The organism is Saccharothrix sp. (assembly GCF_031180885.1).
GTDB lineage: Bacteria > Actinomycetota > Actinomycetes > Mycobacteriales > Pseudonocardiaceae > Actinosynnema.
On sequence record NZ_JAPSLK010000001.1, the window covers coordinates 432301 to 455231 of the forward strand.

General features: G+C 71.2%; 22 protein-coding genes, 2 tRNA genes and 1 pseudogene. 19 read left to right on the forward strand and 6 right to left on the reverse strand.

Features of this window, described 5'->3' with window-relative positions; genetic code table 11:
- The first annotated feature begins 308 nt into the window (after positions 1-308).
- Entirely contained in the window at positions 309-1874 is a 1566-nt protein-coding gene (gene dnaA, locus RIN75_RS02170) for a chromosomal replication initiator protein DnaA (RefSeq protein ID WP_309110017.1), read from the forward strand.
- A 3-nt stretch (positions 1875-1877) separates the two neighbouring features.
- Here the strand turns inward: dnaA and RIN75_RS02175 are convergent, their stop codons facing one another.
- Positions 1878-2354, reverse strand: coding sequence for a TetR-like C-terminal domain-containing protein (locus tag RIN75_RS02175; RefSeq protein ID WP_309110018.1), 477 nt, complete (start codon positions 2352-2354; stop codon positions 1878-1880).
- On the opposite strand from RIN75_RS02175, the gene RIN75_RS02180 reads away from it, so the two are divergent.
- The 12 genes and pseudogenes from RIN75_RS02180 (at position 2353) to RIN75_RS02235 (ending at position 14173) form a co-directional block, all read left to right on the forward strand.
- The gene (locus RIN75_RS02180) at positions 2353-2733 is read left to right on the forward strand and encodes a DUF418 domain-containing protein (protein ID WP_309110019.1); all 381 of its coding nucleotides are present in this window, start codon (positions 2353-2355) and stop codon (positions 2731-2733) included. The two genes, RIN75_RS02175 and RIN75_RS02180, sit on opposite strands and share 2 nt — an antisense overlap.
- Positions 2734-3616: 883 nt before the next feature.
- Positions 3617-4753 (forward strand): DNA polymerase III subunit beta, encoded by a 1137-nt coding sequence (gene dnaN / locus RIN75_RS02185; RefSeq protein WP_309110020.1) that lies wholly within the window; start codon positions 3617-3619, stop codon positions 4751-4753.
- A 30-nt stretch (positions 4754-4783) separates the two neighbouring features.
- Positions 4784-5698 carry a phosphogluconate dehydrogenase (NAD(+)-dependent, decarboxylating) gene (gene gnd, locus RIN75_RS02190; protein ID WP_309110021.1) on the forward strand — a complete coding sequence of 305 codons (915 nt, stop codon included), beginning with the start codon at positions 4784-4786 and terminating at the stop codon, positions 5696-5698.
- A gap of 1 nt (position 5699) precedes the next feature.
- Positions 5700-6815 carry a DNA replication/repair protein RecF gene (gene recF / locus RIN75_RS02195; RefSeq protein ID WP_309110022.1) on the forward strand — a complete coding sequence of 372 codons (1116 nt, stop codon included), beginning with the start codon at positions 5700-5702 and terminating at the stop codon, positions 6813-6815.
- A 118-nt stretch (positions 6816-6933) separates the two neighbouring features.
- Complete coding sequence (locus tag RIN75_RS02200; protein WP_309110023.1) at positions 6934-7434, forward strand: DciA family protein; 501 nt, start codon at positions 6934-6936, stop codon at positions 7432-7434.
- A gap of 237 nt (positions 7435-7671) precedes the next feature.
- Entirely contained in the window at positions 7672-9642 is a 1971-nt protein-coding gene (gyrB, locus tag RIN75_RS02205) for a DNA topoisomerase (ATP-hydrolyzing) subunit B (protein ID WP_309110024.1), read from the forward strand.
- A 43-nt stretch (positions 9643-9685) separates the two neighbouring features.
- Positions 9686-12196: a DNA gyrase subunit A gene (gyrA, locus tag RIN75_RS02210; RefSeq protein WP_309110025.1), complete on the forward strand. Its 2511-nt coding sequence runs from the start codon at positions 9686-9688 to the stop codon at positions 12194-12196.
- Between the two features lie 25 nt (positions 12197-12221).
- Positions 12222-13013: a DUF3566 domain-containing protein gene (locus RIN75_RS02215; RefSeq protein WP_309110026.1), complete on the forward strand. Its 792-nt coding sequence runs from the start codon at positions 12222-12224 to the stop codon at positions 13011-13013.
- A 55-nt stretch (positions 13014-13068) separates the two neighbouring features.
- Positions 13069-13142 (forward strand) — tRNA-Ile (locus tag RIN75_RS02220).
- 35 nt (positions 13143-13177) lie between these two features.
- A pseudogene (locus RIN75_RS02225) lies at positions 13178-13294 on the forward strand (DLW-39 family protein); the annotation flags it as partial.
- A gap of 36 nt (positions 13295-13330) precedes the next feature.
- Positions 13331-13403, forward strand: a tRNA-Ala gene (locus tag RIN75_RS02230).
- A gap of 176 nt (positions 13404-13579) precedes the next feature.
- On the forward strand, positions 13580-14173 hold the full coding sequence (locus RIN75_RS02235) for a dihydrofolate reductase family protein (protein ID WP_309110027.1): 594 nt from the start codon (positions 13580-13582) through the stop codon (positions 14171-14173).
- A 35-nt stretch (positions 14174-14208) separates the two neighbouring features.
- Here RIN75_RS02235 and RIN75_RS02240 read toward each other — a convergent pair whose 3' ends face one another.
- Positions 14209-14631: a DoxX family protein gene (locus RIN75_RS02240; RefSeq protein ID WP_309110028.1), complete on the reverse strand. Its 423-nt coding sequence runs from the start codon at positions 14629-14631 to the stop codon at positions 14209-14211.
- A gap of 143 nt (positions 14632-14774) precedes the next feature.
- On the opposite strand from RIN75_RS02240, the gene RIN75_RS02245 reads away from it, so the two are divergent.
- Entirely contained in the window at positions 14775-15323 is a 549-nt protein-coding gene (locus RIN75_RS02245) for a DUF2020 domain-containing protein (RefSeq protein WP_309110029.1), read from the forward strand.
- Positions 15324-15375: 52 nt separating this feature from the next.
- Here the strand turns inward: RIN75_RS02245 and RIN75_RS02250 are convergent, their stop codons facing one another.
- Complete coding sequence (locus RIN75_RS02250; RefSeq protein ID WP_309110030.1) at positions 15376-15993, reverse strand: hypothetical protein; 618 nt, start codon at positions 15991-15993, stop codon at positions 15376-15378.
- Between the two features lie 95 nt (positions 15994-16088).
- Here RIN75_RS02250 and RIN75_RS02255 point away from each other — a divergent pair, with 95 nt between their 5' ends.
- Together RIN75_RS02255 and RIN75_RS02260 are read left to right on the forward strand one after the other, a co-directional pair.
- Positions 16089-16637, forward strand: coding sequence for a peptidylprolyl isomerase (locus RIN75_RS02255; protein WP_375295888.1), 549 nt, complete (start codon positions 16089-16091; stop codon positions 16635-16637).
- Positions 16638-16646: 9 nt separating this feature from the next.
- Positions 16647-17510, forward strand: a complete 864-nt coding sequence (locus tag RIN75_RS02260; RefSeq protein ID WP_309110032.1) for a rhomboid family intramembrane serine protease — start codon at positions 16647-16649, stop codon at positions 17508-17510.
- Here the strand turns inward: RIN75_RS02260 and RIN75_RS02265 are convergent.
- Entirely contained in the window at positions 17507-17920 is a 414-nt protein-coding gene (locus tag RIN75_RS02265; protein WP_309110033.1) for a PH domain-containing protein, read from the reverse strand. The genes RIN75_RS02260 and RIN75_RS02265 overlap by 4 nt on opposite strands.
- 215 nt (positions 17921-18135) lie before the next feature.
- Positions 18136-18402, reverse strand: a complete 267-nt coding sequence (crgA, locus tag RIN75_RS02270) for a cell division protein CrgA (RefSeq protein WP_121223886.1) — start codon at positions 18400-18402, stop codon at positions 18136-18138.
- Between the two features lie 242 nt (positions 18403-18644).
- On the opposite strand from crgA, the gene RIN75_RS02275 reads away from it, so the two are divergent.
- Both RIN75_RS02275 and RIN75_RS02280 read left to right on the forward strand, forming a co-directional pair.
- Entirely contained in the window at positions 18645-20525 is a 1881-nt protein-coding gene (locus RIN75_RS02275; protein WP_309110034.1) for a class E sortase, read from the forward strand.
- Positions 20525-20683, forward strand: coding sequence for a hypothetical protein (locus RIN75_RS02280; protein WP_309110035.1), 159 nt, complete (start codon positions 20525-20527; stop codon positions 20681-20683). The genes RIN75_RS02275 and RIN75_RS02280 overlap by 1 nt, the downstream gene beginning before the upstream one ends.
- 171 nt (positions 20684-20854) lie before the next feature.
- Here the strand turns inward: RIN75_RS02280 and RIN75_RS02285 are convergent, their stop codons facing one another.
- Positions 20855-22204 (reverse strand): FAD-dependent oxidoreductase, encoded by a 1350-nt coding sequence (locus RIN75_RS02285; RefSeq protein ID WP_309110036.1) that lies wholly within the window; start codon positions 22202-22204, stop codon positions 20855-20857.
- Between the two features lie 66 nt (positions 22205-22270).
- Here RIN75_RS02285 and RIN75_RS02290 point away from each other — a divergent pair, with 66 nt between their 5' ends.
- Positions 22271-22915 carry an aminodeoxychorismate/anthranilate synthase component II gene (locus RIN75_RS02290; RefSeq protein ID WP_309110037.1) on the forward strand — a complete coding sequence of 215 codons (645 nt, stop codon included), beginning with the start codon at positions 22271-22273 and terminating at the stop codon, positions 22913-22915.
- Positions 22916-22931: the final 16 nt, after the last annotated feature.

Here is a 22931-nt window from a genome sequence, read left to right on the forward strand (position 1 = left end):
CACCCGGCGGCCACCACGGCCACGCTGCGCGACGCATCGGGCACGTAAAACGCTTGCGACGACCGACGTCTTGTGGCAGAGCCCGCCTCTTGTTAGCGTGCTGCCTTCGCGGGCAGCCGTGGCCGACGCAGCGTCGCACGGACCGCATCGGTGTCGGGTAGGCAACGGGGGGAACCGCTGCGCTCCGGCGCGCGTTCGTGCACAGTTGTGGATAACTCTGTGGATGCCTCTATTCTCCGTGTCCACGTCGTGGAAGTCCCCCGGGGCTGACCGCGGGGGAGTCACACCGAGGGGAGGGGAGCGCGGAGGTGTCCGACCACCAGGCCGATCTGGGTCTCGTGTGGGAGCAGGTCGTGCAGGAGCTGGCTGCCAGCACGCTGTCACCGCAGCAACGCGCCTGGATGCGCGTGACCCGTCCCATCGGCCTGCTCGACGGCACCGCGCTGCTGGCCGCGCCGTCCGAGTTCGCCAAGGAAGCGATCGAGCGGGCGCTGCGCGACCCGATCACCGCCGCCCTGTCCCGCCGCCTCGGCCGGGCCGTGTCGCTGGCGGTGAAGGTCGACTCGCCGGAGCCGGTCAACGGTCCGCCGACCACGCCCATCCCGGTGCCCGTTCCCCCGAATGGGGTACCCACCAACGGGGTGGTACCGCCGGACCTGCCGTCCGTCCCCGGGGCCGGGGGCGTCGTCGGCGAGGAGACCGAGACCGACGAAGAGGTGGACGAGGAGGGCGACGCCCTCGCCACGGTCACCGAGATCTGGCCGACGTTCGGCGGCGGTGGCGGCGCGCCCAGCGGGATGCCGTTCACCCGGCCCGCGAACCCGGCGTCCTCGCAGACCCGCCTGAACGAGAAGTACAACTTCGACACCTTCGTGATCGGCGCCTCGAACCGGTTCGCCCACGCGGCGGCGGTCGCGGTCGCCGAGGCGCCGGCGCGCGCGTACAACCCGCTGTTCATCTGGGGCGAGTCGGGTCTGGGCAAGACCCACCTGCTGCACGCGGTGGGCCACTACGCCCAGCGGCTGTTCCCCGGGATGCGGGTGCGGTACGTGTCCACGGAGGAGTTCACCAACGACTTCATCAACTCCCTGCGCGACGACCGCAAGGTCGCCTTCCAGCGCCGCTACCGGGACATCGACGTGCTCCTGGTGGACGACATCCAGTTCCTGGAGGGCAAGGAAGGCACGCAGGAGGAGTTCTTCCACACGTTCAACACGCTGCACAACTCGAACAAGCAGATCGTGGTGTCCTCCGACCGGCCGCCCAAGCGGCTGGAGACCCTGGAGGACCGGCTGCGGACGCGGTTCGAGTGGGGCCTGATCACCGACATCCAGCCGCCCGAGCTGGAGACCCGGATCGCCATCCTGCGCAAGAAGGCCGCCCAGGACCGGCTGGCCGCGCCCGCCGAGGTGCTGGAGTTCATCGCGGCGCGGATCGAGCGGAACATCCGCGAGCTGGAAGGCGCCCTGATCCGGGTGACGGCGTTCGCGTCGCTGAACCGGCAGCCGGTGGACGTGCAGCTGGCCGAGATAGTGCTCCGCGACCTCATCCCGGACTCGCACGCGCCGGAGATCACCGCGCCGACCATCATGGCGGTGACGGCGGAGTTCTTCGGCGTGACGATCGACGACCTGTGCGGCCCCGGCAAGACGAAGGTGCTCGCCCAGGCCCGCCAGATCTCCATGTACCTGTGCCGGGAGCTGACGGACCTGTCGCTGCCGAAGATCGGCCAGACGTTCGGCGGCCGGGACCACACGACGGTCATGCACGCGGACAAGAAGATCCGCAAGGAGATGGCCGAGCGGCGGCGCGTGTACGAGCAGGTGCAGGAGCTGACCTCCCGCATCAAGCAGCGGGCCCGCCACACCCCCTGACCCTCACACCCCCAGCGCCGGCAGCAGGGCCTCGTCCACGATCGCGGTCGGCTCGTCGGCCGTCGGCGGTCGGCCGAGGTCGATCGACAGCTTCAGCACCAACGCCTCGCCGATCTGCGTCGTGATCGGGGTGAGCCGCGCGGGGGCGATGCGGCCCTTGTCGGCGTAGTGGCGGAGGACCGTCGCGGTGAACGTGCCGCCGCGGGTCGAAGAGCGGCGGTAGAGCGCGTCGGCCAGGTCGGGGTAGCGGGCGCGCTCGGTCATCACGGCGAGGACCGCGCCGGCGGCGGGCGTCCGCATCCACTCGGTGAGCTGGGTCAGCGCGGCGAGCAGGTCGCCGCGCAGGTCGCCGGCGGCGGGGGTGGGCAGCTCCACGGGGTGGGCGCGGGCCAGGGCGTCGACGAGCAGGTCGTGCGGACCGGACCACCGGCGGTAGAGCACGGTCTTCGCGGTCGAGGCCCGGCGGGCGATGCCCTCCATGCTCAACTGCCCGAGGCCGGTCGCGGCCAGTTCGGCCAGGGCGGCCTCGTGGATCGCGCGGACCGGGTTGGGCGGCGGGCTGAGGTACGCGGCGCTGGTCGGGCTGGTGGCGGTCCGGGAGGAGGGGCCGGTGGTGACCGCGCTCGCGGCGTGCGGGCGGCGGTCGTTGAGCTGCTACCTCGCGCAGTCGGTCGTGTTCGTCGCGGTGTTCGTGCCGTACGCCGGTGGGCTCGGGGACGACCTGGGGACGGCGGCGTCCTCCGGGGTCGCGGTCGTGACGTGGGCCGGCACGGTGGCGTTCGCCGAGGCGCTGCGGCGCGCGGGCCGGGCCGGCCCCGCCGAGGCGCTGCGGCGCCGGCTGACCGGACGCCCCTCCTGAACCCACGCCGGTCCGCCCGGGGCGCGCGGTCGACGCGAGTCCGAGTGGGCGCGCCTTGGGACGTAGCGCCGGTTCGAGCGGTGGGCGCGCCCCGGGGCGGGTGCCGGTTCGAGAGCGGGGCGCGCGCCCTGGGCCGGGTTCGCACCCGGGGGCGAGGTGCGCGGCGGGGGCGCGCCCGGGGGCGAGGGGTGCGTCCCCGGGGGTGGCGGGAGCGGCGCGGCGGTCGCGCCCGGGGGGCGGTCGAGGCGGGTTCGAGGGCGGCCGGGGCGGTCGCGGGAGGACTGCCGGAGGGCTGCCGGAGGCGCCCGCGACCGCCACCAGGGCGGCACGACCGGCGGGTGCGGGCGAGTCAACCGGCGGGAAAAGTTGTCCACAACGCCCAGGAACCGCCTCGTTCGGGGGAGATCCAGGCCACGATCACCCTGTGCAGCACCCGGGGAGAACTCGACCCACACCCGGGGATGCACCCGGGGACAACTCGGCCGATCTGTGGACCGAACGGACCACCGCGGTAGTTCTCCCCGGGGGCGGCGATCTGTCCCCGGGTGACAACCCGTGTCCGTCCACACCGCCAACCGGGCGACGAGCAGCGGGAACGGACGTTGTCCACACAATCCACAGCCCTTACTGCTGTTGCGGTTGTCTTCCCTTGAAGAGATGAACAAAGAAAAAACAGCCGGCGTGGACACCCGGGGACAGGGCTCGCCCCCAGGGCGACACCCGGGTGCGCCCCGAGGTGACGAAGTACCGGAGGAAGCTCTACGGTGGAGCCTCCGCGCCGAGGGTCGGAACGATCCGGCGAGGGACGCGGCTCCCCGAACCCCACCGCAACGCACGCTGCTGTGGGTCATGCCGACTTGAGGAACTTGAGAAAGGACGCCTCATGAAGATCCGCGTCGAGCGCGACGGCCTGGCCGACGCCGTCGCCTGGGTCGCGCGCAGCCTGCCGTCCCGGCCGCCGGTCCCGGTGCTCGGCGGCGTGCTGCTCGATGCCGGGGCCGAGGACGGGTCGGGCGACGCGCTCACCGTCTCCGGGTTCGACTACGAGGTCTCCGCCCAGTGCGGCGTGCCGGCGACGATCGCGGACGGCGGCAAGGCGCTCGTCAGCGGCCGGCTGCTGGCCGACATCACCAAGGCGCTGCCCAACCACCCCGTCGAGATCGCGGTGGACGGCGCGCGCATGACGATCAGCTGCGGCAGCGCCCGGTTCAGCCTGCCGACCATGCCGGTCGAGGACTACCCGCAGCTGCCGTCCATGCCGCAGCTCGTCGGCGAGCTGCCGGGCGAGGTGTTCGGCGAGGCGGTCAACCAGGTCGCGGTCGCGGCGGGCAAGGACGACACGCTGCCGATGCTGACCGGCGTCCGGCTGGAGATCGGCGAGGGCAAGCTGACCCTCGTGGCGACCGACCGGTTCCGGCTCGCGATGCGTGAGTTCGAGTGGGCGCCCAACGCCGAGCTCGGCGAGGTCGCCGTGCTGGTCCCGGCCAAGACGCTCAACGACTCCGCCAAGACGCTCGGGGCGTCCGGCGCGAAGGTCGAGCTGTCGCTCGCGGCCAACGACGGGCTGCTGGGCCTGTCCGGCACCGGCCGCCGCACCACCACCCGCCTGCTCGACGCCGACTTCCCCAAGTACCGCCAGCTGCTGCCGACCGAGCACTCGGCCGCCGCGGTCATCGAGGTCGACACGCTGGTGCAGGCGATCAAGCGCGTGTCGCTGGTCGCCGAGCGCGGCACCCAGGTGCGCCTGGAGTTCGTCGACTCGGCCCTGCGCCTGTCCGCCGGCGGCGACGACGAGGGCAGCGCGGAGGAGGAGCTGCCGGTCGAGTACACCGGCGACCCGGTGACCATCGCGTTCAACCCGACCTACCTGCTCGAGGGCCTGCAGGCGGTGCGGACCCCGCGCGCCCACCTGTCCTTCACCACCCCGAGCCGCCCGGCGCTGCTCAAGCCGGTGGACGAGGATGGCAACGTGGCGCCGGGCTACCTCTACCTGCTCATGCCCGTGCGCCTGCCCGGCTGATCCAAGAACTTCCAGGGGAGAGGAACCACCGTGCAGCTCGGACTCGTCGGCCTCGGCAAGATGGGGTTCAACATGCGCGAGCGGATTCGCCGCGCGGGCCACGAGGTGGTGGGCTACGACCGGAACCCGGACGTGACCGACGCCGACTCGCTGGCCGACATGGTGGCGAAGCTGGAGTCGCCGCGCGTCGTGTGGGTGATGGTGCCCGCCGGTGACATCACCCGGCAGACGATCGCCGAACTCGGCGAGCTGCTGTCCCCGGGCGACCTCGTGATCGACGGCGGCAACTCGCGGTTCACCGACGACACCAAGAACGCCGAGGGGCTGGGCGCCAAGGGGATCGGCTACCTGGACTGCGGCGTGTCCGGTGGCGTGTGGGGCCTGGAGAACGGCTACGGCCTGATGGTCGGCGGCGAGCCCGAGCACGTCGAGCGCGCCATGCCGATCTTCGACGCGCTGCGCCCGGAGGGTCCGCGCGAGGAGGGCTTCGCGCACGCCGGCCGGGTGGGCGCGGGCCACTTCGCCAAGATGGTGCACAACGGCATCGAGTACGGCCTGATGCAGGCCTACGCCGAGGGCTTCGAGCTGCTGGAGGCCTCGAAGGTCGTCGAGGACGTGCCGGCCACGATCAAGGCGTGGCAGCGCGGCACCGTCGTCCGGTCCTGGCTGCTGGACCTGCTGGTCCGCGCGCTGGAGTCGGACCCGGAGCTGGACGACCTGCGCGGCCACGTCGAGGACTCCGGCGAGGGCCGGTGGACGGTCGAGGAGGCGATCAACCACGCGGTGCCCGCGCCGGTGATCTCCGCCGCGCTGTTCGCCCGGTTCGCCTCGCGCCAGGACGACTCGCCGGCGATGCGGGCGGTGGCGGCGCTGCGCAACCAGTTCGGCGGGCACGCGGTGGTGTCGGCCGGTCCGTCGTCGGGCACCGGAACCACGCAGAGCTGAGTTGTACGTCAGACACCTCCAGGTGACCGACTTCCGGTCCTGGGAGCAGGCGGACCTGGCGTTCGAGCCGGGGGTGAGCGTCCTGGTCGGGCGCAACGGCCAGGGCAAGACCAACCTGGTCGAGGCGCTGGGCTACGTCGCGACCCTCGGCTCGCACCGGGTGGCGACCGACGCGCCGCTGATCCGGCACGGCGCGCCGCGCGCGGTGGTGCGGGCGGCCGTGGTCAACGAGGGCCGCGAGCTGCTGGTCGAGCTGGAGATCACGGCGGGCAAGGCGAACCGGGCGCGGATCAACCGCGGCCCGGTGCCGCGCCCGCGCGACGTGCTGGGCATCCTCCGGACGGTGCTGTTCGCGCCGGAGGACCTGGCGCTGGTGCGCGGCGACCCCGGCGAGCGGCGGCGGTTCATGGACGAGCTGCTGACCACCCGGTCGCCCCGGTTCGCCGGGGTGCGCTCCGACTACGAGCGCGTCCTCAAGCAGCGCGGCGCGTTGTTGAAGAGCGTGAAGGCGGCGCGGTCGGCGGACATCTCGACGCTGGACGTGTGGGACGGGCACCTGGCGCGGCACGGCGCGGAGCTGCTGGCGGGCCGGTTGGACCTGGTGGCGGACATCGCGCCGCACGTGGCGCAGGCGTACGCCGAGGTCGCGCCCGAGTCGCGGCCGGCTCGGATCGCGTACCGGTCGAGTCTGGGCGATGCTTTCCCGGGAACGCATGATCGGGACGCGTTGGAGGAGTCGTTGCTGGTGGAGCTGCGCCGGGTGCGGTCGCAGGAGGTCGAGCGGGGCGTGTGCCTCGTCGGGCCGCACCGCGACGACCTCGACCTGGCGCTGGGCGACCTGCCCGCGAAGGGCTACGCCAGTCACGGCGAGTCGTGGTCGTTCGCGCTGGCGCTGCGGCTCGGCGGGTACGAGCTGCTGCGCGCGGAGGGCGCCGAACCGGTGCTCGTGCTGGACGACGTGTTCGCCGAACTCGACCGCGGCCGGCGGCGGCAGCTGGCGAAGGTGGCGGCCGGCGCGGAGCAGGTGCTGATCACCGCGGCGGTCGCGGAGGACGTGCCGGTGGAGCTGGACGGGGTCCGGTTCGAGGTCGGCCACGGGGAGGTGCGCCGTGTCTGACGCACTACCCCAAAAGGGTGTGATCGGTGGCACATCTGGGGACAACCCTGTGGATGGTGTGGATAACTCCGGCACGGACAGGGATTTGTCCACACCTGAAGTCACCCCAGAGGGTGGTTTGCGGGGGTCCGACCTGGCTCGCGCGGCACTCGAAGCGGCCCGCGCGTCGGCCAAGGAACGCGGCGCGCGCGTCCGGAAGGGCGGTCGGGGTGGTGCGGGCGCACGCCGCCGGCGCCGCTCGTGGTCCGGCCCCGGGCCCGACGACCGCGACCCCCAGCCGCTGGGCCGGCTCGCGTCGCGGATCGCCGCCGACCGCGGCTGGACCGAGCGCCTCGCGGCCGGCCAGGTCTTCGCGCGGTGGGGGAAACTGGTCGGCGAGGACGTGGCCGAGCACGCCCAGCCCATCGCGTTCAGCGAAGGCGAGCTGACCGTCCAGGCCGACTCGACCGCGTGGGCCACGCAGCTGCGGCTGCTCCAGCGGGAACTGCTCAAGAAGATCGCGGCGGGGGTCGGCAACGGGGTCGTGCTGCGGCTGAAGGTGCAGGGCCCGGCGGCGCCGAGCTGGCGCTACGGCCCGCTGCACGTCCCCGGTCGCGGACCGCGTGACACCTACGGGTGAGTCGCACCAGGCGCTCAGCGGCGATCCTGTGGCGCGGTGAGCGCTCACCAGGCGATTCGCACCCCGTCAACGGCCGTCCGGACCCATCCTCGTTCACTTCGGCCCGTCTGTGAGCAAACCAGGGGTGTCCTTGGTGGGTTTCTGCGCACCCCGCCCGGTAGAATCGAGGGGTAGCGTGACGCCAGCGTCACAACCTCCCGTGGCGAGTCGCCCGAAGCTCGAGGAGACACCAGGCCCGTGGCAGCCAAGAAGAATGAGTACAGCGCGTCCTCGATCACCGTCCTGGAGGGCCTGGAGGCGGTCCGCAAGCGGCCCGGCATGTACATCGGGTCCACCGGCGAGCGCGGTCTGCACCACCTGATCCAGGAGGTCGTGGACAACTCGGTCGACGAGGCGATGGCGGGCTACGCCACCCGGGTCGAGGTGACCCTGCTGGCCGACGGCGGCGTCCGGGTCAAGGACGACGGCCGCGGCATCCCGGTCGACATCCACCCGGTGGAGAAGCGGCCGACGCTGGAAGTCGTCATGACCGTCCTGCACGCCGGCGGCAAGTTCGACAGCGACTCCTACGCGGTGTCCGGCGGTCTGCACGGCGTCGGCATCTCTGTGGTCAACGCGCTGTCGACGGCGGTCGACGTCGAGGTCAAGCGCGACGGTTTCACGTGGAACCAGCGGTTCGAGGCCAGCAAGCCCGCCCACGAGCTGCGCAAGGGCGCGCCGACCGACGAGACCGGCACGACCACCACGTTCTGGGCCGACCCGGACATCTTCGAGACCACCGAGTACAACCTGGAGACCATCTCCCGTCGGCTGCAGGAGATGGCGTTCCTCAACAAGGGCCTCACCATCGTGCTGCGCGACGAGCGCGTGCGCGAGGAGGACGAGCAGGCCGACGCCGAGGGCCACGTCGCCCGCGTGCGCGAGCGCACGTTCCACTACCCCGGCGGCCTGGAGGACTTCGTCCGCCACATCAACCACACCCGCGAGGCCGTGCACCAGAAGGTCATCGCGTTCGAGGCCAAGAGCGACGAGCTCGAGGTCGAGGTGGCGATGCAGTGGAACACCGGCTACACGCCGTCGGTGTACACCTTCGCCAACACGATCAACACCCACGAGGGCGGCACCCACGAGGAGGGCTTCCGCGCCGCGCTGACCCGCGTGGTCAACGAGTACGCGCGCGACAAGAAGCTGCTCAAGGAGAAGGACGCCAACCTCACCGGCGACGACATCCGCGAGGGCCTGGCCGCGATCATCTCGGTCAAGCTCAAGGAGCCCCAGTTCGAGGGCCAGACCAAGACCAAGCTGGGCAACAGCGAGGCCAAGTCGTTCGTGCAGAAGTCGACCAACGAGCACCTGGCCGACTGGTTCGAGCGCCACCCGAACGAGACCAAGACCATCGTCACCAAGGCGGTGTCGTCGGCGCAGGCCCGCATCGCCGCCCGCAAGGCCCGCGAGCTGGTCCGCCGCAAGGGCGCGCTGGACATCGGCGGCCTGCCCGGCAAGCTCAAGGACTGCCGCTCCACCAACCCGGAGGAGTGCGAGATCTACATCGTGGAGGGCGACTCCGCGGGCGGCTCGGCCAAGGAGGGCCGGGACTCGATGTTCCAGGCGATCCTGCCGATCCGCGGCAAGATCATCAACGTGGAGAAGGCGCGCATCGACCGCGTCCTGAAGAACAACGAGGTCCAGTCGCTGATCACCGCGCTGGGCACCGGCATCCACGAGGACTTCGACCTCGCCAAGCTGCGCTACCACAAGATCGTGCTGATGGCCGACGCCGACGTCGACGGCCAGCACATCCGCACGCTGCTGCTCACCCTGCTGTTCCGCTTCATGCGCCCCCTGGTCGAGCACGGCCACGTGTACCTCGCGTCGCCGCCGCTGTACAAGATCAAGTGGCAGCGCGCCGAGCCGGAGTACGCCTACTCCGACAAGGAGCGCGACGGCCTCATCGAGCGCGGCCTGGCCGCGGGCAAGAAGATCGGCAAGGACGACAACATCCAGCGCTACAAGGGCCTCGGCGAGATGAACGCCGAGGAGCTGTGGGAGACGACGATGGACCCGGCCAACCGGGTGCTGCTCCAGGTCACGATGGACGACGCGGCCACCGCCGACGAGCTGTTCAGCGTGCTCATGGGTGAGGACGTCGAGGCGCGGCGCAGCTTCATCACGCGCAACGCCAAGGACGTCCGCTTCCTGGACGTGTGACCCCCTCCACCCGCAGGCCGGAAGTCGAAGAGGAAGAAGGACCGTGACCGAGACGACCCTGCCCCCGGAGGGCGACCGCACCGAGCCGGTCGACATCCAGCAGGAGATGCAGCGCTCCTACATCGACTACGCGATGAGCGTGATCGTGGGCCGCGCGCTCCCGGACGTGCGCGACGGCCTCAAGCCGGTGCACATCCGGGTGCTGTACTCCATGTTCGACTCGGGGTTCCGCCCGGACCGCAGCTACAACAAGTGCGCCCGCGTCGTCGGCGACGTCATGGGCAACTACCACCCGCACGGCGACTCGGCGATCTACGACGCGCTGGTCCGCCTCGCCCAGCCGTGGGCGATGCGCTACCCGCTGATCGACGGCCAGGGCAACTTCGGCTCCCAGGGCAACGACCCGGCCGCCGCCATGCGGTACACCGAGTGCCGGCTCACCCCGCTGGCCATGCAGATGCTCGCGGACATCGAGGAAGAGACCGTCGACTTCCGCGACAACTACGACGGCCGCATCCAGGAGCCGACGGTCCTCCCGGCGCGCATCCCGAACCTGCTGATCAACGGCTCGTCCGGCATCGCGGTCGGCATGGCCACCAACATCCCGCCGCACAACCTCCGCGAGGTCGCGGACGGCGTGGTGTGGGCGCTGGACAACCCCGAGGCCTCCGACGAGGAGACCCTCGAGGCGATGATCGAGCGGATCAAGGGCCCCGACTTCCCGACCTACGGCCAGATCCTCGGCACCTCCGGCATCCAGGACGCCTACCGCACCGGCCGCGGCTCGGTGAAGATGCGCGCCGTCGTCGAGATCGACGAGGACGCCAAGGGCCGCACCATCCTGGTCGTCACCGAGCTGCCCTACCAGGTCAACCCGGACAACCTGGTGGAGAACATCGCCGCCCTGGTCCGCGACCAGAAGCTCACCGGCATCGCGAACATCGCCGACGAGTCCAACAAGCGCTCCGGCATGCGGATCGTGGTCACGCTCAAGCGGGACGCGGTCGCCAAGGTCGTGCTGAACAACCTCTACAAGCACACCCAGCTGCAGTACTCGTTCGGCGTGAACATGCTGGCCCTGGTCGACGGCGTGCCGCGCACGCTGCGCCTGGACCAGATGATCCGGCACTACGTGAAGCACCAGATCGAGGTCATCGTCCGGCGCACCCGGTTCCGGCTGCGCAAGGCCGAGGAGCGGGCCCACGTCCTGCGCGGCCTGGTCAAGGCGCTCGACCAGCTCGACGCGGTGATCGCCCTCATCCGCCGGTCGGAGACGCCCGAGGTGGCGCGCACCGGCCTGATGGAGCTGCTCGACGTCGACGAGATCCAGGCCAACGCGATCCTGGAGATGCAGCTGCGCCGGCTGGCCGCCCTGGAGCGGCAGAAGATCATCGACCAGTTGGCCGAGATCGAGGTCGAGATCGCCGACCTGAAGGACATCCTCGAGAAGCCCGAGCGGCAGCGCGCCATCGTGCGCGAGGAGCTGCTGGCGATCGTCGAGAAGCACGGCGACGACCGGCGCACCAAGATCGTCCCGTTCGACGGCGACGTGTCGATGGAAGACCTCATCGCGGTCGAGGACGTCGTCGTCACGATCACCCGAACGGGCTACGCGAAGCGCACCAAGACCGACCTGTACCGCTCCCAGAAGCGCGGCGGCAAGGGCGTGCAGGGCGCGCAGCTCAAGCAGGACGACATCGTGGCGCACTTCTTCGTGTGCTCCACCCACGACTGGATCCTTTTCTTCACGAACAAGGGCCGGGTGTACCGGGCCAAGGCGTACGAGCTGCCCGAGGCCAACCGCAACGCGCGCGGCCAGCACGTGGCCAACCTCCTCGCGTTCCAGCCGGACGAGGAGATCGCCCAGGTCATCGAGATCAAGAACTACGAGGTCGCGCCGTACCTGGTGCTGGCCACCCGCAAGGGCCTGGTGAAGAAGTCCAAGCTGTCCGACTTCGACTCCAACCGATCGGGTGGTCTCATCGGCATCAACCTGCGCGAGGACGACGAGCTGGTCGGCGCCGTGCTGTGCTCGGCCGACGACGACCTGTTGCTGGTCTCCAAGGACGGCCAGTCCATCCGGTTCCACGCGAACGACGAGGCGCTGCGCCCGATGGGCCGGGCCACCTCCGGCGTCCAGGGCATGCGGTTCAACACCGGGGACGAGCTGCTGTCCATCGGCGTGGTCCAGGAGGGCCTGTTTGTTTTGGTGGCCACCGACGGTGGGTACGCCAAACGCACGCCGATCGAGGACTACCCGGTGCAGGGTCGCGGTGGCAAGGGCGTGTTGACCATCCAGCACGACCGGCGCCGTGGGAGGCTTGTCGGCGCGCTCATCGTCGACGTCGACGACGAGCTGTACGCGATCACGTCCGCGGGCGGGGTGATCCGCACCAGCGCCGCGGAGGTGCGCAAAGCGGGGCGGCAGACGAAGGGCGTCCGGTTGATGAACCTCGGCGAAGGGACCACTCTCATCGCGGTGGCACGCAACGCCGACGAGGCCGGAGACGTCACCACTGGTGACGGCGGTGACCAGGCGGAGCCTGCCAACTAGCGCGACGAGAGGTTGAGGACTGCTCGTGACTTCACCCGACAAACCAGAGGACAAGACCGCGGTGATCACCCGGCCCGGTGCCGAGAAGACACCCGGTGAGGAGCCGACGGTGCAGACGTCGTCCGGCCAGGGCACGTCGGGTGGTGACGCGCCGGCGCCCGCCGAGCAGGAGGCGCCGGCCACGCCCCCGCCGTGGGCGCGGGTGGCCAGTGACGCGCAGTACGCCGAGGCCAAGCAGGTCGGCCCGGGCGACCCGCCGCCCGAGCAGCCCGCCGAGGAGGCCTCCGGGGCGCAGCCCGCGTACCCGGCCCAGGACCCGGACACGGTCGCCGTGGCGCGGCCGGTCATCACCGGCACCGCGGCACCCCAGGGCGCCGCGCGGACCTCGGTGAACCTGGGTGCGGCCAACGGTCGCCCGGCCGCGGCGGCGCCGTCCGCGCGCCGGCCGGGCCGGGGGCCGCGGCGGGCGAGCCTGCAGGTCAAGCGGGTCGACCCGTGGTCGGTGCTGAAGCTGGCCCTGGTGCTCAGCGTGGCGCTGTTCTTCGTGTGGCTGGTGGCGGTCGGCGTCCTGTACGGCGTGCTGAACGGCATGGGCGTGTGGGACAAGATCAACAACACCGCCAACGACCTGCTCCAGGGCAACGAGGCCTCCGGCGACCCGCTGATCAGCGCCGGGCGCGTGTTCGGCGTGGCGGCGATCGTCGGCGCGGTCAACATCGTGCTGTTCACGGCGCTGGCCACGGTCGGCGCGTTCGTCTACAACGTGTCGGCGGACCTCGCGGGCGGGCTGGAAGTGACCCTCTCCGAGCGCGAGTAGCACCCGATTTGGGGCCGCGACGGGCGATCGTGTACTGTTGCCGTCGTTGCCCCGAGGGCCTATAGCTCAGGCGGTTAGAGCGCTTCACTGATAATGAAGAGGTCGGAGGTTCAAGTCCTCCTAGGCCCACCGGAAGTTTCACAGGATTGCAGAGGGGAACTGCTGTGAAGAAGATCATCGCACTTGTCGCCGTCGCCGGTGCGGTTCTGTTCTTCGTCAAGCGCAGCCGCTCGGCCAAGGCCGACGCTGACCTGTGGCGCGAGGCCACCGCCCCCACCGACTGATCCCGCGAGGGCGGTGCTGCCGCCCCTCGCGAGGGGGACGTAGCTCAATTGGCAGAGCACCGCCTTTGCAAGGCGGGGGTTAGGGGTTCGATTCCCCTCGTCTCCACTCGACCGCCGGCCCCGTCTGCTCGGCGGAACGCCTTCGCACTTGTCGGTCATCGTCTTTCCTGTGGGGGCCGAGCCCCCACACCCCAGCCGGGGGCACGCCCCCGGACCCCTATCCCGGGGTTGGCTCGCGAAGATCGCGGGCCTTTTGGCGTTTCCGCGATCGGGGGGACCGCTGTGGGCATCGTCACGTGCGGCATCACGGTCTCGGTCGACGGGTTCGTCGCCGGGCCGGACCAGACCGTCGAGGACCCGCTGGGCGTGGACGGCGAGCTCCTGCACCGCTGGATGTTCGAGCAGGCCGAGCAGCACCCGGCCGAGCTGGCGGCGATCACCGACGCGGGCGCGTTCGTGATGGGCCGGAACATGTTCGGCCCGGTCCGCGGCGAGTGGGAGGGCGACTGGCGCGGCTGGTGGGGCGACGACCCGCCGTACCACGCGCCGGTGTTCGTGCTCACGCACCACCCGCGCGAGCCGGTCGAGATGGTCGGCGGCACCACGTTCCACTTCGTCACCGACGGTGTCGAGGCGGCGCTGGAGCGTGCGCGTGAGGTGGCCGGTGAGCGGAACGTCGCGGTCGCGGGCGGTGCGTCGGTGGTCAACCAGTGCCTGGCGGCCGGGCTGATCGACGAGCTGTGGCTGCACGTCGCGCCCATGACGCTCGGCGGCGGCGCCCGCCTGTTCGAGGGCGTCGGCCGGTTGGACCTCGAACCCCTGGAGAGCCGCGGCACCGACCTGGTCACGCACACCAGGTACCGCGTGCGGGGGTGAGGTGGGGCGTCGCGAGGACGCCCCACCCCGTGCCCCTAGACGTGCGCGGGCCTCGTCGACCCGGTGTCCTTCCGGGAGGAGATCACCCGGTCGAGCGCCCACGCGCCCGGCCCGGTGAACACCAGCAGCAGGAACACCCACGAGTACACGGCGGCCAGCTCCCCGTGGTTCTCGATCGGCAGCAGACCCTGGGGCTGGTGCACCACGAAGTACGCGTACGCCATCGCACCCGACGAGACGAAAGCGGCGACCCGCGTCCCCAGTCCGAGCACGATCAGCGCGCCGCCGACCAGTTCGATCACGCCGGCGGGTCCGGACGGCCAGGACGTGATGGACACCGCGCCCTTCGAACCAAGCACCCCGAACAGCTTCTGTGCGCCGTGGCACACGAACAACACTCCGACGACGATCCTGAACAGCGCCAACGCGTGATTTCGGCCGCGGTCCAACACGTTCATAACGAGTCAGTCCTCACGTTGCAGGGCGGCCTGGCAGGGTGAGTCCAAGCTAGCGCCGTGCACGCGGTGTGCCTAGGTGGTTTCGGATTCAATCAAGTGGCCGCCGTTGGGCCGAAAAGCCCATCTGGTTGACTCTCGGCCCTATGAACCGAGTGCTGCGAACCGCCCTGCCCAGCCTGCTCGCCCTCGGCGCCCTGGCCGCGTGCACCGCCGAGCCCGCGACCGTGGCGACCACCGCACCGCCGACTTCCGCGGCCGCGCCCACCACCGCCGCGCCCGCCGGGCCGCCCCCCGAGCCCCAGCCCACCGCCGACGGCCAGTGCCCGTACCTGGAGTCCTCGTACGTGGCCGAGGCCAACGGCCAGCTCGTCCGGAAGGTTCGGCTTTCCGCCGACAAGCCCGACCCGGCGTGCTTCTTCTACGCGAACGCGACCGACGTGCAGCTGACCGTGTGGGTGTTCCACGGCACCCCGGAGACGGCGAAGGCCGTGGTCGACCGGGCCGCGCCGGTGGACAAGTCCAGCCCGGCGAGCGCGCCGGACGGCTGGAAGGGCGGCTCCCTCGTCCTGCCCGAAGGGGCCGTCTACGCGGTGGCGAAGGGCGGTGACGCGGTCGTCGTGACCAGCAACCAGAAGCAGAGCATCAAGGCCAAGCGGGTCGCCGAGACGGTCGTGGCCAACCTCGGTCTTTAGGACGTGCTTCGCGCCCGCTCACGCGAGGGTGAGCGGGCGCGACGTGCCGGGGTCAGCCCCGGTCGGAGACGCGGCCGTTGCGGGTGGCGTGCGCCTCGGAGTCCGACGGCGTCGTGGTGGGCGGCGTCGTGTCCTGGGGAGTCGGCTCGACGGTTTCCTCCTCTTCCAGGTGGACCTCCTGCGGCCGGCGGGTCAGGGCCACGTACCCGGCGATGGCGCCGGCCACGAGGATGCCCAGCACCCACGGCCACCTGCGGTGCGACGGCCGCTTCGCCGCGGCCATCTCCTTGCGCGCCTGCTTGGCCGCCTTGCGCACGTCCTTGGCGCGCACCTTGGCCTCCTTGCGGGCGCGGTCCGCGGCCTTGGCCAGGTCCTTGCGGACGCCCTTGGCCTTCTTCGCGAGCTGCTTGCGGGTCTTGCGGGTCGACTTCTCGACCTCTTCCGCCTTCTCCACCAGCAGTCCCGCGCGGTCCGCGACGATGCCGCGGATGTGGTCGGCCGTCACGCCCCGCTCGGCGAGCCGCTCCTCGGCCCGTTCGGCCCAGGTCGCCGCCGCGTCGGCGCCGACGTGACCGGCGCGGACCGCACCGCGGCGGACCGCGCGGATGCCCGTGCCGACGGCCTTGCCAACCGACTCCCCGGCTCGGGTCATGGCAGCTACCTCATCCATTTCTGCTCCACAAGACGTCGGTCAGTCACGGTTTGGCAATACCCATCGTGCCCCTTCCCCAACCACCCCGCCCGGCGGATGGCACGATGGTGTGCGTGGCAGACAGCAACGACTCGCTCGTCGGGACCAAGGTGACGGCGACCCTGCACACCTCGCAGGGCGACATCCGCATCAACCTCTTCCCCGACCACGCTCCCAAGACGGTGGCGAACTTCGTCGGTTTGGCGGAGGGGACCAAGGACTACAGCGAGGCCAACGCCCGCGGCGAGAACAGCGGCCCGTTCTACGACGGGGCGATCTTCCACCGCGTCATCGCGGGCTTCATGCTCCAGGGCGGCGACCCGACCGGCACCGGCCGCGGCGGCCCCGGCTACAAGTTCGCCGACGAGTTCCACCCGGAGCTCCAGTTCAACAAGCCCTACCTGCTGGCGATGGCCAACGCCGGGCCCAACAGCAACGGCTCGCAGTTCTTCATCACGGTCGCGCCGACGACCTGGCTGAACTTCAAGCACACCATCTTCGGCGAGGTCGCCGACCAGGAGTCGATCAACGTGGTGAACGCGATCGGCAACACGCCGACCGGCGCCGGCGACCGGCCGGTCACCGACGTCGTGATCAACAAGGTCTCGATCGAGCGCTCCTGACCCAGCGCGATGAGCACCCCAGTCGCGCCGGGTGACCCGGTCGGCGCTGTCGCCTGCGTGCGGCACCCCGGCCGGGTCACCGGGTTGCGCTGCAACCGGTGCGACCGACCCGCCTGCCACGAGTGCCTGCGCGAGGCGGCGGTGGGCTACCAGTGCGTCGACTGCGTGAACGAGGGCCGGCGCACGGTCCGCCGCGCCCGCAACTTCGTCGGCGCGGAGGGTCGCGGGCGGCTGCTGGCGACCCCGGTCCTGGTCGGGCTGAACCTGCTGGTGTTCGTGGCCCTGGCGGTCCAGGCGGGCAACCCGCTGAACGTCGAGCGGGCCCCGCTGTTCGGGGACTTCGGGCTGTGGCCGTGGGCGGTGGTCGTCGACGGCGAGTGGTGGCGGTTCGCCACCAACGCGTTCACCCACTTCGGGTTCCTGCACCTGGCGCTGAACATGGTGTGGCTGGGCATCCTGGGCTGGCTGCTGGAGCCCGCGTTCGGGACGGTCCGGTTCCTCGCGGTGTCGGTGCTGTCCATCCTGGGCTGCGGCGCGGCCGTGTTCCTGTTCGGCAACCCGGGTTCGCTCGGCGCGGGCGCGTCCGGCCTGGTCTACGGGTTGATGGGCGCGGTGCTGGTGGCGATGCGGCCGATGGGGTTCAACCCCGGTGTCGTGCTGCCGGTGTTCGTGCTGAACGTGGTGTCCAGTTTCACCCTTCCGGGTGCTTCGCTCATCGGTCACGCGGGCGGTTTCGTGGCCGGCGCGCTGGTGACCGCCGGGCTGGTGTTCGCGCCGCGGGAGAAGCGCGAGTGGTACCAGGCGGCGGTCGTCGCGGCCGGGTTGGTGCTGTTCGTGGTGCTGGTGGCGGTGCGGGCGGGTCAGCTTGGCTAGGGGCGCAGGGCGTGCAGGACGTCCGCGACGTCGCGGGGGTCGGCACCCAGGTCGGTGGGGGTGAGCACGTAGAGCTGCTCGTCGTCGCCGCGGTGCCAGTCCAGTTCGAGGGTGGTCACCTCGCGGCCCAAGCGGCGGGTGTGGACGAGTTTGACGTGGACCTCGTGCCAGGGCAGGTGGCGGGGGCCGGTGAGGGTGCGGACCGTGAGGCCCGTGTCGTCCACGGTGAGGCGGGGGCGCACGAACGTGCCGTACGCCGCCATGCCCAGGACCAGGGCCGTTCCGGTGCCCATGAGCAGCCGGGTGGCGGCGTCGGGGCCGAGGACGGTGAGCACGAGCGCGACTGCGGCCAGGACCCAGGCCAGGGCGACGGCGGCGGGTCTGGGCGACCAGGAACGGTGAGGCGTCACGCCTTCGAGTGTTCCGCATGTGGACAACTGAGGGGCTCTACCGGCGCTTGTGCAAATTGGCGCAAAGTTGTCCACAGGAGTTGTCCCCATTGGGGATGAGTTACATCTCTGTGCTTCGGTGACCCGCCGGTGAACGGGGTGAACGAACGGCTAACGCGCGACGGCCCGGACGTGTAGCGCGTCCGGGCCGTCTGCCACGTGGCGTAGCGAGGTGGTCAGCGCCACCGCATGGTCATGAGCAGACCGATGATCATCAGGGCGAACCCGATACCGAAGTTCCAGCTCCCGAGGTCCATCATCACCGGCACCTTGTCGCCCGCGATGTAGTTGACCACGAGCCACGCCAGACCGAGCAGCATCATGCCGAGCATCACGGCGATGTAGACCGGGTGCGACGGTCCCGCCGCCTTGACCTTCACCGGGGTGCGGCGATCGGCCGGCGCCGTGTAGACGGCCTTCTTGCGGACCTTGGACTTGGGCATTCTGTCCTCGCCTGACGGGTGGATGAGCCTCCAGTGGCGCGAGTTTACGTCCACTGCTGGATGAACACGTTAACGTAACCGAGCAGGTCCCTGAAGCACCGTGTAGTTCTGGAACGTTCGGCCCGGGAGGTTTTTCGGTGAGCTACGACCCGCCCCCGCCGCGAGGCGGCCCGTCGGGCCCGCCGCCACGTCCCCGGCCGCACGCCCCCATCCCGCCGCCGGGCCCGGAGGAGGTCACCCGGGTGTCACCCGCCTGGGAGGACCACGCGCCGCGTCGCCCGGCCGGTTCCCGCCACCACGATCCCGGCTACGACGACCCGGGCCACGACGGCATGGGCTACGACTTGGGCTACGACGCCACCCCTGCGCCAGGACCGCGCGGGTACGACCCGGAGACCCGTTCGGGCCGGCTCGACGTCGGGGCCGGCTACGCGGCCCCCGAGTCGGGCGGTGGTCGACGGCGGCGGCGCGACGAGGACGACGACGACGTCCCGTACGAGCGGGCCGGTGGGCGCAGGCGGGCGCGCGAGGAGGAGCCGGAGCCGAGCCTGGGCGGGTACATCGAGCCGGGCGGGCGGCGTCACGCACCGGAGGAACCGCCAGTGCTTCCGCCCGGTGGTCACCCTCAGCCCGGCGGAAGGCGTCGCGCACCGGATGACGTGCCCGAACCCGGTGGGAGGCGTCGCGCCCCCGAGCCTTTGCCGCCGCGCGGACCCAGCACGCCGCCCGGCGGAATGCCCAGCACGCGCGCACCGATCACCCCACCGGGTGGAATGCCGAGCACTCGCGGACCGGGCACGCCACCCGGCGGTCTGCCGGGGTCCGGCGGGCCGAGCACGCCCCCCGGGGAGATGCCCGGCACGCGCGGACCGGGCACGCCACCCGGCGGGCTACCGAGGTCCGGCGGACCGGGCACGCCGCCCGGAGGGATGCCGAGGACTGGCGGGCCGGGCACGCCACCGGGCGGGATGCCGAGCACTCCGCCCCGTGGGCCGGGCACCCCGCCCGGCGGTGCGCTTGGCCGTCCCCTGAACGGCGACCCCGAGCCGCAGACCCCCGGCCGCCGACCGCACCCCGGCCCACCCCCCGGCGCCCCCCAAGGTCCCCCCGGAGCGCCGCCGGACGCCACGCGGTACACCAGCGCGTTCTCCGGCAGCCTCCCCCCGGCCGGTCCCGCCCGTCCGCCGCGCCCCCCGCGCCCGCGCCCGGTCGACCCGCCGACCGAGATCATCAAGTCGGTCGACGACGACTACGACGACTACGAAGACGAGTACGACGACTACGAGGACGACGACTACGAGGACGACGAGCCTCCACCACCCCCGCCGGACAGCGCCGCCCGCAAGACCGTCCGCACGGTCGGCGAGCTGCTCATCACGCTGGGCCTGGTGATCCTGCTGTTCGTGGTCTACGAGGTCTACATCACCGACCTCATCTCCGCGGGCAAGCAGGACGACGCCACCTCGGCCCTGGACGACAAGTGGGGCGCGAACACCGTCCAGGGCGGGGACCCGCAGCGGCAGGCGCAGTACGACCTGGTCGAGGGCGAGGCCTTCGCCAAGATGTACATCCCGGCGTTCGGACCGGACTACAAGTTCTCCGTCGTCGAGGGCACCAGCGACAAGCACCTGGAGATCGGGCCCGGCCACTACGTGAACACCGCGCTGCCCGGCGCGCCCGGCAACTTCGCGGTCGCCGGCCACCGGGTCGGCAAGGGCGCGCCGTTCAACGACCTCGACCTGCTCAACGCGTGCGACGCGATCATCATCGAGACCAAGACGGAGTGGTTCGTCTACCGGATGCTGCCCAAGGCGAACGAGGTCGCCGGGTGGGCGCAGAGCGACAAGGCGAAGGACCCGAAGTGCGGCAAGGTCTCGCCGCTGGGCGCGCCGTACGACAAGACGGTGGGCCAGGAGATCGTGCTGCCGACGCAGGGCGAGGTCATCGACCCGGTCCCGCACTTCGAGGGCGAGGTGCCGCAGGCCCAGCAGGTCGCGCTGCTCACGCTGACCACGTGCCACCCGCGGTTCTCCGACAAGCAGCGGCTCATCGTGCACGCGGTGCTCACGCAGGGCTACCCGAAGGCCGAGGGGTTCGTGCCCGAAGAGTTCAAGGAGCAGTGATGTACGGCTGGATCTGGCGCCACCTCCCCGGCCCGCTGCCGGTGCGCATCCTGGAGGCGACCGTGCTGGCGGCCGGGGTGGTGGCGTTGCTGCTGTTCGTGGTGTTCCCGTGGATCGAGCCGAAACTGCCGTTCAACAACGTGACGACCCCGCAGTAGGCCCGGCCTCCGGCCCCCGCTTCGATCGTCTCACGCGACACCGACAACCCCGGCCGTGCGACGAGCGAAGCGCATCGCGCGGCGGACGATCCGGGGCCGCGCGGCGGCGGTGACCCGGGCCGCGCGCGGCGGCGGTGACCCGGGCCGCGCGGCGGCCCGGATCGTGCGAGGTCACTCGTCTCGGCAGATCGCGGTCATCTCGGTGCGGTCGACGACCTTGATGCGGGCGCGGGATTGCTCCTGGCCGAGGGCGATCTCGTGGGCGTCGAGCTTGAGCCAGCCCTCGTTCGTCGTGAACGGCACGGCGCGCTGCTCCAGGAACCGGACCACCGCGTCCGGGTCGGCGACCGGCGGTTCGGGGAGCAGGGGTGCGTCCGCGAGCAGGCTGGTCACCGTCTCCAGCGCGTCGCCCTTGGTGTGGCCGATGAGGCCGATCGGGCCGCGCTTGATCCAGCCCGTCACGTACACGCCGGGGATGGCCTGGTCGTCGAGGTCCAGGACGCGGCCCGCCTGGTGCGGCACGGTGCCCGACTGGTGGTCGAACGGCACGTCCGGCAGGTGCGACGACAGGTAGCCGACGGCCCGGTACACCGCCTGCACCGACCAGTCCGTGTGTTCGCCGGTGCCGCGCACGCCGCCGTCGCCGGTCAGCTCCATCCGCTCGGTGCGCAGGCCGACCACCCGGCCGTCCTCGCCCAGCACCTCGACGGGCGCTTCGAGGAAGTGCAGGTGCAGCCGGCGCGGGCGGTCGCCGGCATCCCTGATCGCCCACTCCTGGAGGGTCTTGACGACCATCTCGACCTGCTTGTTCGACCGGATCGCGGCCATGCCGGCCTCGTCGAAGTCGATGCCCTCCGGGTGCACGATGACCTCGACGTTGGGCGAGTGGTCGAGTTCGCGCAGCTCCAGCGGGGTGAACTTGGCCTGCGCCGGCCCGCGGCGGCCGAACACGTGCACGTCGGTGACCGGGCTCGCCTTCAGGCCCTGGTACACGTTGTCCGGGATCTCCGTGGTCAGCAGCTCGTCGGCGGTCTTGGCGAGGATGCGGGCGACGTCGAGCGCCACGTTGCCGACGCCGAGCACGGCGACCTGCGACGCGCGCAGCGGCCAGGTGCGGGGGACGTCCGGGTGGCCGTCGTACCAGGACACGAAGTCCGCGGCGCCGTACGAGCCGTCGAGGTCGATGCCGGGCACGTCCAGCGGCCGGTCCTTCTCGGCGCCGGTGGAGAAGACGACGGCGTCGTAGAACTGGCGCAGGTCGTCGAGCTTGAGGTCGACGCCGTACTCCACGTTGCCGAAGAACCGGACCTCCGGCCGGTCCAGCACGCGCTGGAGGGCGTTGACGATGCCCTTGATGCGCGGGTGGTCCGGGGCGACGCCGTACCTGATCAGGCCGTACGGCGCGGGCATCCGCTCGAACAGGTCGATGCGGACGTCGGCGTCGGACTTGATCAACGTGTCGGCGGCGTAGATGCCCGCGGGGCCCGCGCCGACGACGGCGACGCGCAGAGAACGTGTCATACCTCTAGGTTAGGTTAGCCTAAGATCACTTCTTGCGAGAGGTTGGTCACGGCTACGCTGGCGGGCATGCGCGTGCTCGTGGTCGACAACTACGACAGCTTCGTCTACAACCTCGTCCAGTACCTCGCCCAGCTCGGCGTCGAGTGCGTCGTGCGGCGCAACGACGCCGTCGAGCTGGACGAGATCGGCGAGGTCGGCGGCGTGCTCGTCAGCCCCGGGCCCAGCACGCCCGACAAGGCAGGCTCGAGCATGGACGTCATCCGCCACTGCGCGGACACCGGCACGCCGGTGTTCGGCGTGTGCCTCGGCCACCAGGCCATCGGCGCGGTGTGGGGCGGCACCGTCGACCTCGCGCCCGAGCTGCTGCACGGCAAGACCAGCGTGGTGCACCACACCGGCGCGGGCGTCCTGGCCGGCGTGCCGAACCCCTTCACCGCGACCCGCTACCACTCGCTGACCGTTCTCCCGGACACCATCCCGGCCGAGTTCGAGGTCACCGGCCGCACCGAGTCCGGTGTGGTGATGGCCATGCGCCATCGCGAGCTGCCGGTGGAGGGCGTCCAGTTCCACCCCGAGTCCGTGCTCACCGACGGCGGCCACCGGATGCTCGCCAACTGGCTGAAGGTGTGCGGCTTCGAGGTGCCCGAGACCACCGTCGCCCGCCTGGAGAACGGCATGCGCCAGCTCGCCGCCGCGGCTCAACGCGCCTGAATCGAACACCCGTTCG

Coding starts and splice junctions, on each gene's coding strand:
- RIN75_RS02180 (WP_309110019.1), top strand. CDS start 2,353: ATGCTCAACTGCCCGAGGCCGGTCGCGGCCAGTTCGGCCAGGGCGGCC.
- RIN75_RS02175 (WP_309110018.1), bottom strand. CDS start 2,354: ATGGAGGGCATCGCCCGCCGGGCCTCGACCGCGAAGACCGTGCTCTAC.
- dnaN (WP_309110020.1), top strand. CDS start 3,617: ATGAAGATCCGCGTCGAGCGCGACGGCCTGGCCGACGCCGTCGCCTGG.
- RIN75_RS02240 (WP_309110028.1), bottom strand. CDS start 14,631: ATGAACGTGTTGGACCGCGGCCGAAATCACGCGTTGGCGCTGTTCAGG.
- RIN75_RS02245 (WP_309110029.1), top strand. CDS start 14,775: ATGAACCGAGTGCTGCGAACCGCCCTGCCCAGCCTGCTCGCCCTCGGC.
- RIN75_RS02250 (WP_309110030.1), bottom strand. CDS start 15,993: ATGGATGAGGTAGCTGCCATGACCCGAGCCGGGGAGTCGGTTGGCAAG.
- RIN75_RS02260 (WP_309110032.1), top strand. CDS start 16,647: ATGAGCACCCCAGTCGCGCCGGGTGACCCGGTCGGCGCTGTCGCCTGC.
- crgA (WP_121223886.1), bottom strand. CDS start 18,402: ATGCCCAAGTCCAAGGTCCGCAAGAAGGCCGTCTACACGGCGCCGGCC.
- RIN75_RS02280 (WP_309110035.1), top strand. CDS start 20,525: ATGTACGGCTGGATCTGGCGCCACCTCCCCGGCCCGCTGCCGGTGCGC.
- RIN75_RS02285 (WP_309110036.1), bottom strand. CDS start 22,204: ATGACACGTTCTCTGCGCGTCGCCGTCGTCGGCGCGGGCCCCGCGGGC.
- RIN75_RS02290 (WP_309110037.1), top strand. CDS start 22,271: ATGCGCGTGCTCGTGGTCGACAACTACGACAGCTTCGTCTACAACCTC.